Below are 14,728 nucleotides of genomic sequence, written 5' to 3' on the forward strand. Positions count from 1 at the left end.
TATGAATACTTCAAATATAAAATTTAAACGGTATAACGTTTGCTTAGCCCCCATTCGGCTAATATGCGACGATAGGTTGTGGATGAGCGATCTGCTTCGAAATGCGCCTCCATACTGATATCCAATGGCAATTCCTCAGGTTTTTGACTTTCCACCATGTCCTGATCTTCTGCAAAAATTTGTGCATTAAAATCATAGACCGCTTGTAAATCTCCTGTGGTATCAAAATTACGAGTTAAAGGCACAAATAAACGTGTTTTATTATGCGATACAGGACAACAGGCATTTAAGATTTTCAACACCCCATTTTCAGGAAAATCAATGGTTAAAATTGCTGAAAATGGCGGATAGACATCAAATGTTCTTTTCCATAAAAAATCTTCTGGCGCTAAATGTTGTAAGCCATGCGGATAATTACTCACATCACTGAGATATTCTGTATGTAGTCCATAGTCTGTACGCACTGTCGAATATTTTTGTACTTTAGGGTTTTCACGGTCTGCAAAGCTTTCATGATGCACCCATGCGAAATGTGCAACATCAATAAAGCCTTCGAGCTGACGTCCACTTGAACCTCCAATATCTACATAAGGTGGCAATATCGATTGGTGCTGCTCTGTATCCCACGTGTCTAAATCTGGAAAATTGGCCGTAGATTCGTCTCGGTTAAATAAACTGGTCCACACCAATCCATATTTCAATACAACTGGAAATTTAGTTAATGAAAAACGCTCTGAAATTTGAGTCAGCTCTGGCTGTGCGGGAATTTTTACACACTTTCCTGCGCCGTTATAATGTAGACCATGATATGGACAAATGATATCTTCACCCTTGACCCAACCTTTGGTTAATGGCACCCCTCGATGTGGACAGATATCACGAACTAAATGAATTTTTCCACTTTCAGTTTGATATAACGCCATTTTTACATCGAGTAATTGCACTTGTTGCGGTTCAGTCGAAACATCTTCTACACGTGCAACGGGATACCAATGCTGCGCCAAAATATTCCAGTCGTTAGCATCAAATGTACTGCACTGAGGTTGGGTAAATAAATTGAGTACTGGAATGGCATTCATAGTTCATCTCAACATTTTCAATATTTCTTCAGCATTTAGCATTATCAAGGTTTTGCTAAACCCTTATTTTCTAAGTCGAAATTAATATCTAAACACATTTCTGTCTATTAGAATGATTTGCATAGATTGTTCTGTTTTTTAGAACATTAAGCATTGAACCCTGCTTGATTTGATAAAGCTGGCATGAATATCGCTTAAAATACATAACATTATGATTCGCTATTTACGCGATAGAGATTGAAGCCTGTATGTCGATTACTTTTTCTAGATTTTCTGAATATTTTATGGCGGTTGCACGGACTGGAAGTCTACGCAAAGCTGCTGAACAACTTTTTATTTCAGTCTCGGCAGTACATCGACAAATCGTTTTGGCAGAGGAAGAACTGGGGGTTGCCCTATTTGAACGACTACCTCAGGGCTTAAAACTGACGCTTGCGGGTGAATTACTGTATGCCGATTTATTAAAATGGCAAAAAGAATATCAACTGACGCGAACTCGATTTGATGAAATCCAAGGCTTAAACCGTGGAAACATTGAAATGGGTTTTATTGCGGCTTTGAATGATAGCTTTGTTGTCGACTGTATTCAAAAGATGGCTGAAACTTATCCGTGGATCAACCTCAACATCAGCATGAATAGCAGTGAAGATATTTCCAGAAAAATCGTTGATGCAGAATTAGATTTTGGCATTATTTTAAATCCTAAAAGCCATAGCCAATTAGAGATTTTATCCTTTATAGAAATTCCGTTGGGCTTTGTGATGTCGCCGCATCATACCCTGGGTGGAATGGATAAAATTTATCTTTCAGATACGTTAAATGAACGGCATATTTTGCCGAGTGATCCACTCATTATTAGTGAATATGTACAGACTTTATATAAACATCATAAGTTTAGTCCTATTAAAAAGATCGAATGTAATGACATTAGAATGATACTGTCATTGATTCAACAACAATTAGGCATCAGTTTGATGTCATATATGGATGCTTTGCCATTGCTTGAGAATAATAAGATTATTTTTAAACCGATCCGTGAAAAAGGTTTGCACAGTTTGACCATTGCTTTATGTGTCGCATCGAAGCGCCAAACTTCTCGAATTTCTCAGATCATGATTAATCATTTGGTGGAAAAAATGGAAGAAATTAAAATCAATTTAAAATCCATGACCCCCTAAAACCAATATTTTGGCGTTGTAATAGCAAATAATTATTTAAAAAAAGCCAGTGCGAATAACCCGTACTGGCTGCTGAAAGCTAAAGTTTTATTAGTTTATTTTTTTAATCCAATGGATTGCCTACAATATTACTAATGATGCCTTTCATAATATGATTGCCTTGTTCTTTACGCAGTTCTGCATACCATTCACGCGTCACACTTTCATCTTTCATATGCATCACATCACAACGTTTACGCGCTCGCAGAACCAATTCATTAGCACGTTCATTACGTTTATTTTGATAACGACGCAATGAATCTTGTAAGCCCAAAGTATTGATTTGCAAAGAACGAGCTAAATAAATTGCATCTTCCATTGCTTGGCAACCACCTTGTCCAATATCAGGCGTTGTGCTGTGTGCTGCATCACCCACTATCACCACACGACCTTTGTAGAAATCTGCAAAAGGTTCAATATCATGAATTTCTACCCGATTGGTTTTTTTGGCATCTACAGCATCAATTAGCTTTTGAACCGGTTCACACCAACCTTTAAAGTATTCTTTAAATAAGGCCTTATATTGTGTGCGGTCATTTTCTAAGCCTGCTGCCAAAGGTACATCAAAGAAGAAATAGAATCGGTTGTCGGCAACGGGCATCAGCGAAACGCGCTTACCTTCTCCTACAAATGTCGTCCATTGATCTGCCGCAGCAAATTCTTCTGAAATATCGACTAAACCGTTCCAATTGACATAACCTGCATAGCGGCGCTCAACTTGTTCCCCCAATACATACACCCGTGTCAATGAATGTGTACCATCGGCGCCAACCAATAAATCAGCCAGAACCTCACTTCCGTCAGCAAAACGGGTGATCACTTGATCATCTTGCTCCAAGAAGCTCACCATTTTTTTGCCTAGATGAATATTCTCACGACCAAATTCATCCATGAGCATATTTTGTAAGTCTGCGCGTGAAACTGGATAAGGTCGCTGACCAACTTCTTCGATTAAAGGAAACAGACTAAACTGTGTCATAACATCGCCCGTTAAACCATCGATATAGGCTAAGTGATCCATCTTGCCACCGAGCTTTTCGACTTGTTCGGTTAGCCCCAAATAGTTCAAACATTTGACACCGTTAGACCATAAAGAAATAGCGGCTCCAACAGGTAAAATTTGTTCTGCCTGTTCATAGATGGTTACTTGGTGTCCAAATTTTTTCAAAGCGATCCCTGTCGTTAGGCCCGCCATACCTGCACCAATAATTGTAATGTCCATCTATAACTCCCCTGTGTTTTTTTAAATATCTTTCTCCTAAAAAGCGAAAAGCATGCCATTTTTTCAAACAAGCAATAAAAAATTCTAAAGTTGGCACACGCTGTGCTTCTAAACACGTGTAAATGCTTGTTTTTATCAAATGTTAAATTTTTAACACTGAAAACTAAATGCATATGTTTTAAATGAAAATAGTGAATGGATTTTATATATGGCAACTTTACTTGCACCTAGTTTTGATATTCCTGCACAATTACAGACACTTACAAATTTAGCAGATGACCGTATTGGTGCAAAAATACTTGAATGTTCAGATGATTTTTTTGCAGAAGCAAAACGCATGCTTCAATTTAATGCACCAATCTTTGTCGAAGATAAATTTGATGATCATGGCAAATGGATGGATGGTTGGGAAACGCGTCGTAAACGCCATGCAGGTTATGATTGGGCAATTATCCAACTCGGTGTTGCTGGTCGAATTCAAGCCTTAGATATTGATACAACATTCTTTACTGGGAATTACCCAGCTTCCGCATCAGTTGAGGCCTGTTTTGCACCAAGTGGAGAGCTAGCACAGGCAGCATGGGTCAATATCTTAGGCAATACCGTATTGGGCCCGAGCCAACACCATATATTGAAGGTCTCAACTGATCAGGTTTTTACCCATGTGCGTTTAAATATATATCCAGACGGCGGTATTGCGCGATTTAAAGTCTATGGTGAAGTTCAGGTTCAGATTCAAGATAGTACGAACACTTTAGACCTCGTTGCGCTAGAAAATGGTGGACGTGTTGTTGCTTATAGTGATGCTCATTTTGGACATCCACGAAACTTAATTAACCCTGGTCGCGGCATCAATATGGGAGATGGTTGGGAAACTAAACGTCGCCGTGCACCAGGTTTTGACTGGTGTATTTTAGCTTTGGGGCAATCTGGTGCAATTGAAAAAATTGATATTGATACTGCCCATTTTAAAGGCAACTTCCCTGCGCAGGTTTCCATACAAGCGATCTATGTAGAAGATGCCACTGACCCTCAACTGATTCCGCAAAGTATGTTCTGGCCGTTTTTGCTCGACGCACAAGACATGCAGATGGATCATATTCATAGCTTCGTTAGTGAGATTTTAAAGCATGAAAAAATATCGCATATCCGCATCAATATGATTCCTGACGGGGGGATTAGTCGCATACGGTTATGGGGAAAAATACATCCTTAATTGCAGTGTTAATCACATAGGAAGCCTTCGTGCTTCCTATGTGTTTGGTTTCAATTTTTTTAATTAAATGCCCTATAAGATATCTAAACATGACACACAGCATAAAAATACAAGCTCTCAGTATTGAAGGCTTTGCGCCTTTTGGAGAGGTCATTTGCACAACTGGACATGATTTTTTCCACATCAATGATGCACATACAGAGCGATATCATGCCCTCGTAGAAACAGAAATTTCAGGTGATGCGGTTGCTGGAATTAGCATCTTTAGAAATATCAAAACCACTGAATTGCCTTTTACGATTTCGATGTTAGAGCGGCATCCCAACGGCTCGCAAGCTTTTATTCCAATGCAAGCACAGGCTTTTTTAGTGTTAGTCGCACCTGCATTGGATGATCACAGCCCTGATCTTACACAGCTATGTGCTTTCATTACTGATGGTAGCCAAGGAGTCAATTATCGTGCAGGAACATGGCATCATCCTCTCCTAACACTCGAAGCACCGAGTAGCTTTGCCGTCATCGATCGTATTGGCGCTGGGCATAATTGTGATGTGTTCCAGTTCCCAACGCCTATTCACATTTCAAATTAATGTATTTTTAGCTTAAATACTTACAGTTAAATAGACTAAAAATCACTTAACCATCTGTTAATACATTCTTTATTTAACCTATTGATATAGTTTAATTAAAAAATATCGCAATAAAAAAGCCCTCTACTTCGAGGGCTTTTTTAAACTATAAAGTTTTTATTTTATGAATCATCGTGAGGTTTAAGACTTAAAATCTGCCATGATTAATGTTGCACATCTATCGCCATGCTTGGTTTTTTAACCTGATCTTTGCTCATAGTCACTTCTTTATTTTTAAATAAATTTAGATGATTGAATACAATATTTAAAATAATCGCCATCAAACAAGTCGAACTAATGCCTGAATGAAAGAGTGTTTGCACCCATTTCGGGAAGTTGGCATAGAAAGAATGATCGATAATTGGAATCATCCCTGCTGCAATCGCAGTCGCAACTATGATGAGATTCTTTTGCTCGTTATAGTCAATTTTCGCCAAGGTACGAATACCACTTGCCGCAACCGTTCCAAACAAAACTAAACCAGCACCACCTAATACAGGGACAGGAATCGCTGCAATCAGTCGCCCCATAATTGGCAGAACGCCTAAGACGACCAAGATCATCCCACCCGCTGCGACAACAAAGCGACTTTTCACGCCTGTAATCGCGACTAAACCGACATTTTGTGCAAAAGCACTTTGCATGAATGAACCGAAGATTGGCGCTGCTGCACTAGATAGCATATCTGCACGTAAGCCATTGGTAATACGCTCAGCATCTACTTTAGTACCAACAATTTCCCCAACGGCAATAATGTCTGCCGTCGTTTCAGTCATAATCACTAAAGTCACAATCAGCATGGCAATAATGGCACTTAACTCAAAAGTTGGCATACCGAAAGCAAAGAAGCTTGGAAATTGAATCCAGTTACCATGTGCAACTTTAGAAAAATCTCCAAAGCCAAAGGCATAAGCCAGCACCGTACCGAAAACGATGGCTAACAAAATAGATAAACGTCGGATGGTTGCATTACGGGTTAAGTTCAGCGCAATCACAATACCCAAAGTCAAAAATGCCAAGCTGATGTTCTCAGCACTTCCCCAGTCTGGTGCTTTATTGTTCCCCCCCATCATCCAGCGTACCGCTACAGGCAGCAATGAAAGACCAATCACAGTGATCACACAGCCAGTCACAATCGGTGGGAAAAAACGAATAATTTTTGAAAAATATGGAGCTAGAAAAAAGCCAATTAGAGATGCAACAATCACTGCGCCATAAACAGCAGAAAGCCCACCGCCTGCGGTTACTATGGCAATCATCGTCGCCACACCTGCAAATGAAACACCTTGTACTAAGGGTAATTTTGCACCGATATATTTCACACCTACGGTTTGTAGGATGGTCGCCAAGCCACCGACAAAAAGCGCCGCCGCAATCAATAAACCGATTTGCGCAGGTTCAAGTCCCGCGGCTGTACCAATAATCAATGGCGGAGCGATAATACCGCCATACATGGTTAATACATGCTGTAAACCATAGGCAAGGCTTTTCCCTGCGCCTAAATATTCATGTTCTGGTGAATCTGTTTTATCTTGTTCTGTCATTTTTATATCCCCTATTTTTTAACTTTGCTCTTAGCTGCCACGATACGTTGAATATGCAAATGGGCTGATGAGTAAAGGAATATGAAAATGCTGCGAGGCATCTTTTACATAAAAATGAATCACAGCTTTTGGAAAAAAGGTTTCGGTATTTAAAGTCTGAAAATATTCAGCGGTCGCAAATTCAAGGCTATAAGCACCTGCTGTAAAGTCCTTCAGCGCAAAATCGTTAACGCGACCATCTGCATTGGTTTGGGCTGAACCTAGTAACTCTCCGTGTGCATTAAATAATTGAATGTGGACGTTTGCTGCGGGTTTGCCTAGATTGGTATCTAAAATATGTGAGCTAATCATGCGCTAAGCTCCTGTTTTAATCTTAATAAGGCAATTTCAGCCAATTGATGATGAACAATTCGTTTTTCAGTTTCAGGATCATTCAATAATCGATATTGCAGTGCCTGTAGTACATCTTCACTACTGAGGCCAGAAGCTTTGATTAAAAAGAGATAACCATACTTTTTCTCATACGCGATATTGCCTTTGAGCAATGCAAATTGAGTTTCTTCATCTGCTGAAATTTTAGACTGTTCTCGATTTGAAAATTGTTGTTCCAAACTACTTAATTCAGCCTGCGCCTTTTTTTCACCAATCCGGGGATGGTTATCTAAAGCATTTTTGATTTCATCCCAAGTCCAAGCATTTGCAGCTTTTACTGCTTGATCTATGATTTGCGTGACAGAGGTATAAGGGCGCTGCGCCACAATGTGTTCTGCCCAGCTTTCAATTTGCACACAGTGCTTTAAAAAAGTTTTTACATCTGCTTCGGATGCTTTATTAAATTCAACAAGTTGCACTATAAAATCGCCTAAAATTATTGAATGATTGTTCAAATTTAGTTTTGCAATATCAGTGCCAACCTAGGTCTATGATGTCAGTTACCTAAGTACAGGCCTAAAAAAAGAGGAGCTAAGCTCCTCTTTATCCAAATATTTTTTTACTAGACTGCATGATGTGTATACCAATGTTCCGCGATATCACCACGGCGACAAATCCAGACTTTTTCATGTGATTGCACATAATCTAAGAATCGTTGTAGTGCTTTAAAACGGCCTGGTCGCCCTAAAATACGACAATGCATCCCAATCGATAACATTTTTGGCGCGCTTTCACCTTCTGCATATAGCACATCAAAAGCGTCTTTAAGGTATTGATAAAATTGTTCACCACTGTTGAAACCACCCGGTGAACAAAACTTCATATCATTGCTTTCGAGTGTATAAGGAATAATTAAATGAGGACGGGTTAGACCATTTTCATTCGTCAAATGACTCCAAAAAGGTAAATCATCACCATAGTGATCACAGTCATATTTGATTTGCGGAAATTCAGCCAATAGCTGACGTGTATTGGGACTGTCACGCCCTGTGTACCAACCAATAGGCGTCTTTCCAAATAATGCTTCAAGCACACTAATCGCTTGATCCATGTGCTGACGTTCCAGCTCTATCGGCATATCTTGATAATGTAACCAGCGTTGACCATGTGAAACGACATCATAGTTGGCTTGTCTGATCGCATCGACGATATAAGTATTACGTGCTAAAGCCATACCAACGCCAAAGACCGTCATGGGTAAATCACGATTTTTAAATTCTTCATGTATCCGCCAAAAACCGGTTCTGGAGCCATATTCATACATCGAGTCCATCGACATATGTTTGGTAGGAAAACTGGCCGCTCCAATAATATCGGATAAGAATTGTTCTGATCCTGCATCCCCATGTTCGATATGGTTTTCTCCACCTTCTTCATAGTTCAACACGAACTGCACTGCGATACGTGCCTGATTAGGCCATACGACTTGAGGTACATCGCCATGATATCCAATTAGATCTCTGGAATAATCCTGTTGTTGGATCTGATCAATTAAGTCTTGTCCACGTAAGTAGCCTGTAGTCACTTCAACTTCCTAATTTGTTATATCAAACAGTAAAAAATTAGGTAGAAACAAGCAAATTATGCGCCAATGTCGTAGACGGCTAAATAACTTTTCATATCAATGACCATTGCCTTTTTTTAAAATATTGAATGGTTGCCCTGAATCATCTGCAATGATTGAAATTTGCCAAATTTCATCAATTTCTGGAAAATTCTGATGCAGTTGATCAAGGAAAAAGTAATAACCCTGTGTATTTTCGGTAATATGAATGATTGTATTTGAACACAATATATAGAGTTGAATCTCATCAAAGATACCAAGATCATGGCGTACGACATCTATACTTTGAATATTTTTCCATAATATAGTTTTAGTGCTTATTTCAGGCCCAGTTGTAGTGTAAGTGAAACCATCATTAAAATATTCAAAATCACCTTTATCCTGTCTTAGAATTTCAAATTCGTTTGTTTTATTTTTTATATCTTGTTTTAAATCAATTGAATCTACAAACCAAATATGAGGATGACAAACTATTGCATTCCAAATAATAAAAATACAAAGTGTAAAAAACCATATATTAGCTGTAATTACTATCGTAAGCACTGCCAATATAAATAAGACAAAACCAAAATTTATGTTTAAAAACAATATTGTTGTAGTTCTTATTGGCAGCTTCACTTTCATTGGTAACTGTTTGAATAAAATATCACCATCATTCAATTTTTCGTTGTATTTACAGTAAAAACAAATTGCCAATATTAAAAAAGAAATTATGCTAATGAATGTAAAATGTTTTTCCCATATTTTCCAATTAGATAAAAAATATATAAAAATGACCATAAATATTGAAATTGAACAATACATCGTAAGTAAGGAATTTAAAAAAATATGCATTCTCATTGATTTTTTAATCTAGTAAATTTTTTAATGGTATAACTATACTTAAATTTAAAGCATCATGATCAAATATCTTTGTAAAATCAAAACACCTAACTCTGAAAATTAATTTATACTCATAAGTCATTTTCACTCAGTTCCAAATAAAAGATTCAAACAATAAGATTGGCTAGCAATTGATTAATCCACGCTTTGGAGAAGACAAAAGATTTTGATTAGGCCCACCTCACATCCAAGTAAGTTACATAAGTTTTAGTGACTTATGGTGGTCTGCCTTAAGAATCTTTATGCAATAGAGCCATAAACGAGCAAAACTCTACAAAATATTAAAAAAAATATTTACTCATAATTTTTAAATTTTACTCTTCACTCAACAATGCAATATATTGAAAATAAATAAATTACAAAAATATAGATAAACCTAATATAATATTCATAAACTTCACTTTCTTTTTTTATCTTCCCGATCAACAAATAACTCCCATTATAAATTAGATCAACAAAGATAATAAAAAAAACTACTGCACCAATAAAACTCCAGAAACCTATCCCAAAAAAGTAATACTTTATTAAAAAAATCAAAAATTCAATAATAAAAAAAATAGCTATAATTAGCCTTTTATAATCGTGATAAACTCTAATTACAAGTTTTTCCATTATTATTCCTTTTTAAACTATCGATCCATCTCATTACGAACTGCATCATTACTTTACTTCTTCAGTAGACATCAATTATTTAATACACATCACGGCGGTAACGACCTGCTTTACGCAGTGTATGCAGTTGTTCAATGCCCAGTATCTCTTGCAAAGTGGCATCTACCGCTTTAGCCATATTCAAACTGCCGCAGATATAGAGACAAGCCCCTTGCTCTAGCCAATCAATCAATTCAGCTTTTTTTACAACTAGGACATCTTGCTCATACTTTTCAGCAAATCCATCACGAGAAAATACCCGATCGATTTCTGCAATTTTACCTTGGTTTTGTAATTCATGCAGTTCATCAGCAAAAATTGCATCGAAAGCTTGTTGACGTTCACCATAAATTAACCAGTTTTGATAGTGCTCTGTTGCGACACGTTGCTTAAGATGTGAAAGCAAACCCGCCATTCCTGAGCCATTGCCAATCAAAATCGCAGAGTGAACGCCTTCTGCTAAGTCAAAATTTGGATTCGCACGAATATAGGCATGAATACATTGTCCAAGTTTTAAATCTTGTGTTAATAAACCAGAACCTAAACCTAGTTCATCGCCATGCTGCTCTTGACGTACGACGAGCTCTAAATCTTTTTAATTAAATAGAGTTTGATAATTTTCACGCTTATACTAAACGACTGAATAAAGACTATAATAAAAATTAAAAATTCATTCGCTATTTGCGAAATCTTCGAGCAATCATGTCCAAAAATCTTGCAACGCTGATTGGATTCAGTGCAATCTTACAATGGTCTTCTATTGTTGGTTTACTTAAGAAAATTAGTTTCAGTATTGGCCCTGATCTTGCTGTGCTCTTTATGTATACCTTGAGCGCAATTATTCTATTGCTCTTATTTAAAATTCCAAACCTTAAACTGGTTCCGCGCCAATTTTTGATATACGCCACCCTTTTATTTGTGATTTATGAGTTGTGTTTTTCGTATGCCATTGCTTTGGCTCAAACAGCTCAACAAGCGATTGAAATCAGTTTAGTCAACTATTTATGGCCGAGTCTGACAATTGCCGCGTTAATATTATTTAAAGAATTAAAATTTAACTTTTTCGTAATCATTGGTTTAGCCATTAGTTTGGGCGGCATTATTTTGATCCAAACGGGTAATGGAAGTTTTAACTGGTCTACAGTCTTTACGAACATTCAGTCCAATCCATTAAGCTATTTTCTTGCTTTTATGGGCGCGAGTTTATGGTCACTCTACTGTGTGATTACCCGTAAATACAGTCATGGACATAACCCTATTTCATTCTTTTTCGTCGTGATCACCATTGTGCTATGGCTAAAAATGTTGATATTTCACGGTATCCCGCGAATGCCTGCCGTAGACTTACATACCGGTAAGTATATGTTAATCGTGTCCATCGTGACCGCATTGGGCTATGCAGCGTGGAATGTTGGTATTATAAAAGGCAATATTACGATATTGGTGACCTTATCGTATTTTAGTCCGATTTTTTCTTCGGTTATTTCAATGTTTATATTACAGACACCACTGAGTTTAAGTTTTTGGCATGGTGCCATTTTGGTGACATTCGGTTCGCTGGTATGTTGGATTTCAACCAGTTGGCCACAAATTAAAGCCAGATTAATGCAATTGCGCCATGAATAATAAGAAGCAGTCACTTGGCTCATTTATCTTAAACTGAATAGCAAAACCGCGATTAGGCACAGCATGTGAAGTAACTGTGTTGGTGCAAAATATAGAAAATATTTCCATCCACCTGTGAGAAATGCATTCACACATTTTGAAATTGCATGGGCTGATAATCCAATCACCACAGCATAAACCAGTGTGAAATTGTCGATATTACCTTGCATCACCACGGTTGCCATAGCTGCATGGACTTCAAAGAGTGATGCCAATAATGTCCCTAAAATTAAACCTTTATCACCTAAAGCGAGATTTAATCCATAGACAAGTGTTTGAATCAAAGTAAGCGTGATGGCTATGATTGCCGCCTGTTTTAAGCTAAACATTCGACTATCAGTCTTTTCTAACTTTGCTGGTTCATTCGCCTCTACATGAAGCATTTCGGGTTCTGACTCTTTATTATGCTGAACTTGAGATGAGCCATAAATCAGATATAGCGCAGCAAGGACCAATATCAAGATGCCGACGATACTTGGTATAACTAATATTTTAAACCATGCAAAACTCACCCCAAGGACGATGATCAAGAGTTGAACCAATGTCGCAACACATGAAAAAAGTCCTGCCCCTGCATTACTTTTGGCACTGGCTTTTCCTGCTCGCACTTCCATGCCTAAGCTTGCGATTGTTGCTGTGCTCGACACAAAACCTGATGCCAAGGCCGATAAGATAATCGCTTTATCAGAGGATAATAGCCGCTTGGCGATGTGCGCTAATGACTGCACCACCAAGATCAATATCAGTAATTTTAAAATCACATAGGGATTTAATACTGAACCCCAATAGGCTTGATTCGGCGTTAAAGGTAAGGCAATTAGGATCAATGCCAGTAAAAAGACCCCATCTCTTAACTCATAGTTTTTGATCCAATGCGCTGCAAAATGATGTAAGCCTTTTTTTCCAAATAATATGAGGGTCAACACCACAGCCAAACACGCAGCAAGTGGAATATTAAAAACACAAGCGGCGCCGATCAAATAAGTCATGACAAAAGCAAGTTCAGTGGTTGTTCCAATATCTTGTTTTTGTTGACTTAATCCATAATAGCTAAACATACTGACGACAATTGCACCGATTACACCAACAGCTAAATGGATTAAAAAACACAATGCTCCAAACAGCGCACAAATGGTAAATGAGCGTAAACCGGCAAAGCTCTGTTCACTGTCCAAATTGTTGTTACGTTGACGCTCCAAACCGATGAGCAATCCACAGCCTAAAGCCGAAGCTAAAATAGTTAACAACGCTGGGAAGGATAATGTTTGTATGAGTATTTCCAAATTTAAGCCCTCCCATCAATACATTGTTTATTTTGGCAATATAAAAAAAAATAATATAAAAATTTAACGCTAAAATTTGAAAAAAACATATAAATTGAACAACTTGAGCATTTTCAATCATGTTCAAAGTTTAGTCATACTTTAAATCATAAACAATTCAATGATAAATATCCTAGTGGACATCAAATATTTCTCATCTTTTAATTAAAAAAATATTCGAAAATCTGACTTAAATTCGGACTTTTTTTACCTTCATGTCTGTTTAAAGCACACATTAAGCCCAAATCACCATAATCGCCGCAATCACCACTAGGGCTAAACCCCAATGATCGGTTCTTGCGAGTTTTTCCTTAAAGAAATAGGCAGAGATTAAGAGGCTAAATAATATTTCGATTTGACCTAGGGTTTTGACAATCGCAACCGTTTGCATACTCATAGCAGTAAACCAGCCCAAGGATGCTAGAAAGCTACAGACACTAACGCGAAAGGTCAGACCGACTCTATCCCACATGGCAATGAGCGTTTTGCGGCTAAATAGACTGAGGTACAGCAGCATAATCACACATTGAAAGCCAATTACACTCAACAATACCCACGCCGCACGATGCAAAGTCGGTAAATCACTTAGCTCTAAACTGGCTTCACGAACCAATAAAGAGGTAATGGCAAAACTTAATCCACTCCCTACACCGATGCATAAAGTTGGCAAAGATAACTTTTGTCGTTGAGAACCTTTGCTTAAAAGAAAAACGGCTATGCCACCAACCAAAACACCAATCCAACCAAATAAACTTAAATGTTCACTTAAGAAAATCACCCCCACTATGGCCGCAAAGATGGCTTCACTTTTCGCTAAACCGACGCCGATGGCATAATTCTTTTGCTTAAAAAGCAAGACCATTAAAATCGTCGCTAAAATTTGACTTAGTCCTGCAATCACCACATAGATCCAAAACATAGGTGTAAATGTGGTCACGTGAGTCACAGGCTGTTGTTGGTACAGCACAAATAAATAAATGCAGGCAAATGGGAGCCCAAAAATAAACCGTGCAAGGGTGACACCATACACATCAACAGTGGTACTGAGTTGTTTTTGAAATGCATTGCGCCATGACTGCATAAAAGCAGCCATTAAAGTGAATAAGATCCAAACTGGAAACATAAGAAAGGTGGTTTAACGGTGGATGCCTCATCAATTTACGCTTTTATTGAATTGAATGCGACCTAACACGGCTAGATTATTCATTGAACTTGGTTATGGATTCATTGAAAAAATTTTATTTAAAAACCTCATATTAAGAATATGGTATTTATCAAAATTTAAGTTTTTATAAAAATACGCAA

General features: G+C 37.7%; 14 protein-coding genes. 4 read left to right on the plus strand and 10 right to left on the minus strand.

Features of this window, described 5'->3' with window-relative positions; all coding sequences use genetic code 11:
- Positions 1–23: 23 nt before the first annotated feature.
- Positions 24–1,079 (minus strand): aromatic ring-hydroxylating oxygenase subunit alpha, encoded by a 1,056-nt coding sequence (locus tag G0029_RS08290; RefSeq protein ID WP_078193340.1) that lies wholly within the window; start codon positions 1,077–1,079, stop codon positions 24–26.
- A gap of 248 nt (positions 1,080–1,327) precedes the next feature.
- Between G0029_RS08290 and G0029_RS08295 the strand changes: the two genes are divergently transcribed.
- Positions 1,328–2,257, plus strand: a complete 930-nt coding sequence (locus tag G0029_RS08295; RefSeq protein ID WP_180107916.1) for a LysR family transcriptional regulator — start codon at positions 1,328–1,330, stop codon at positions 2,255–2,257.
- A 103-nt stretch (positions 2,258–2,360) separates the two neighbouring features.
- Here the strand turns inward: G0029_RS08295 and hpxO are convergent, their stop codons facing one another.
- On the minus strand, positions 2,361–3,518 hold the full coding sequence (gene hpxO, locus G0029_RS08300) for an FAD-dependent urate hydroxylase HpxO (protein ID WP_180107917.1): 1,158 nt from the start codon (positions 3,516–3,518) through the stop codon (positions 2,361–2,363).
- Positions 3,519–3,726: 208 nt separating this feature from the next.
- Here hpxO and alc point away from each other — a divergent pair, with 208 nt between their 5' ends.
- On the plus strand, positions 3,727–4,734 hold the full coding sequence (gene alc, locus G0029_RS08305) for an allantoicase (RefSeq protein ID WP_180107918.1): 1,008 nt from the start codon (positions 3,727–3,729) through the stop codon (positions 4,732–4,734).
- Between the two features lie 89 nt (positions 4,735–4,823).
- Entirely contained in the window at positions 4,824–5,324 is a 501-nt protein-coding gene (locus tag G0029_RS08310) for an ureidoglycolate lyase (RefSeq protein ID WP_180107919.1), read from the plus strand.
- A gap of 203 nt (positions 5,325–5,527) precedes the next feature.
- On the opposite strand, the gene G0029_RS08315 is transcribed toward G0029_RS08310, so the two are convergent.
- The 6 genes from G0029_RS08315 to G0029_RS08340 form a co-directional block, all read right to left on the minus strand.
- Positions 5,528–6,907, minus strand: coding sequence for a nucleobase:cation symporter-2 family protein (locus G0029_RS08315; protein ID WP_180107920.1), 1,380 nt, complete (start codon positions 6,905–6,907; stop codon positions 5,528–5,530).
- A gap of 30 nt (positions 6,908–6,937) precedes the next feature.
- On the minus strand, positions 6,938–7,258 hold the full coding sequence (uraH, locus tag G0029_RS08320; protein ID WP_168379624.1) for a hydroxyisourate hydrolase: 321 nt from the start codon (positions 7,256–7,258) through the stop codon (positions 6,938–6,940).
- Positions 7,255–7,758 carry a 2-oxo-4-hydroxy-4-carboxy-5-ureidoimidazoline decarboxylase gene (uraD, locus tag G0029_RS08325; protein ID WP_180107921.1) on the minus strand — a complete coding sequence of 168 codons (504 nt, stop codon included), beginning with the start codon at positions 7,756–7,758 and terminating at the stop codon, positions 7,255–7,257. The genes uraH and uraD overlap by 4 nt, the downstream gene beginning before the upstream one ends.
- A gap of 143 nt (positions 7,759–7,901) precedes the next feature.
- Positions 7,902–8,864, minus strand: coding sequence for an allantoinase PuuE (puuE, locus tag G0029_RS08330; RefSeq protein ID WP_180107922.1), 963 nt, complete (start codon positions 8,862–8,864; stop codon positions 7,902–7,904).
- Positions 8,865–8,960: 96 nt separating this feature from the next.
- Entirely contained in the window at positions 8,961–9,527 is a 567-nt protein-coding gene (locus G0029_RS08335) for a hypothetical protein (RefSeq protein WP_180107923.1), read from the minus strand.
- Positions 9,528–10,476: 949 nt separating this feature from the next.
- Positions 10,477–10,851, minus strand: a complete 375-nt coding sequence (locus G0029_RS08340; RefSeq protein ID WP_180107924.1) for a hypothetical protein — start codon at positions 10,849–10,851, stop codon at positions 10,477–10,479.
- 287 nt (positions 10,852–11,138) lie between these two features.
- Between G0029_RS08340 and yddG the strand changes: the two genes are divergently transcribed.
- The gene (gene yddG, locus G0029_RS08345) at positions 11,139–12,062 is read left to right on the plus strand and encodes an aromatic amino acid DMT transporter YddG (protein WP_180107925.1); all 924 of its coding nucleotides are present in this window, start codon (positions 11,139–11,141) and stop codon (positions 12,060–12,062) included.
- A gap of 23 nt (positions 12,063–12,085) precedes the next feature.
- Here the strand turns inward: yddG and G0029_RS08350 are convergent, their stop codons facing one another.
- Both G0029_RS08350 and G0029_RS08355 read right to left on the minus strand, forming a co-directional pair.
- The gene (locus G0029_RS08350) at positions 12,086–13,384 is read right to left on the minus strand and encodes an MgtC/SapB family protein (protein ID WP_180107926.1); all 1,299 of its coding nucleotides are present in this window, start codon (positions 13,382–13,384) and stop codon (positions 12,086–12,088) included.
- 274 nt (positions 13,385–13,658) lie between these two features.
- Complete coding sequence (locus G0029_RS08355; RefSeq protein WP_180107927.1) at positions 13,659–14,546, minus strand: DMT family transporter; 888 nt, start codon at positions 14,544–14,546, stop codon at positions 13,659–13,661.
- Positions 14,547–14,728 lie beyond the last annotated feature (182 nt).

Origin of the sequence: Acinetobacter sp. YH12138 (assembly GCF_015218525.1) — a bacterium.
GTDB classification, from domain to species: Bacteria; Pseudomonadota; Gammaproteobacteria; order Pseudomonadales; family Moraxellaceae; genus Acinetobacter; species Acinetobacter amyesii.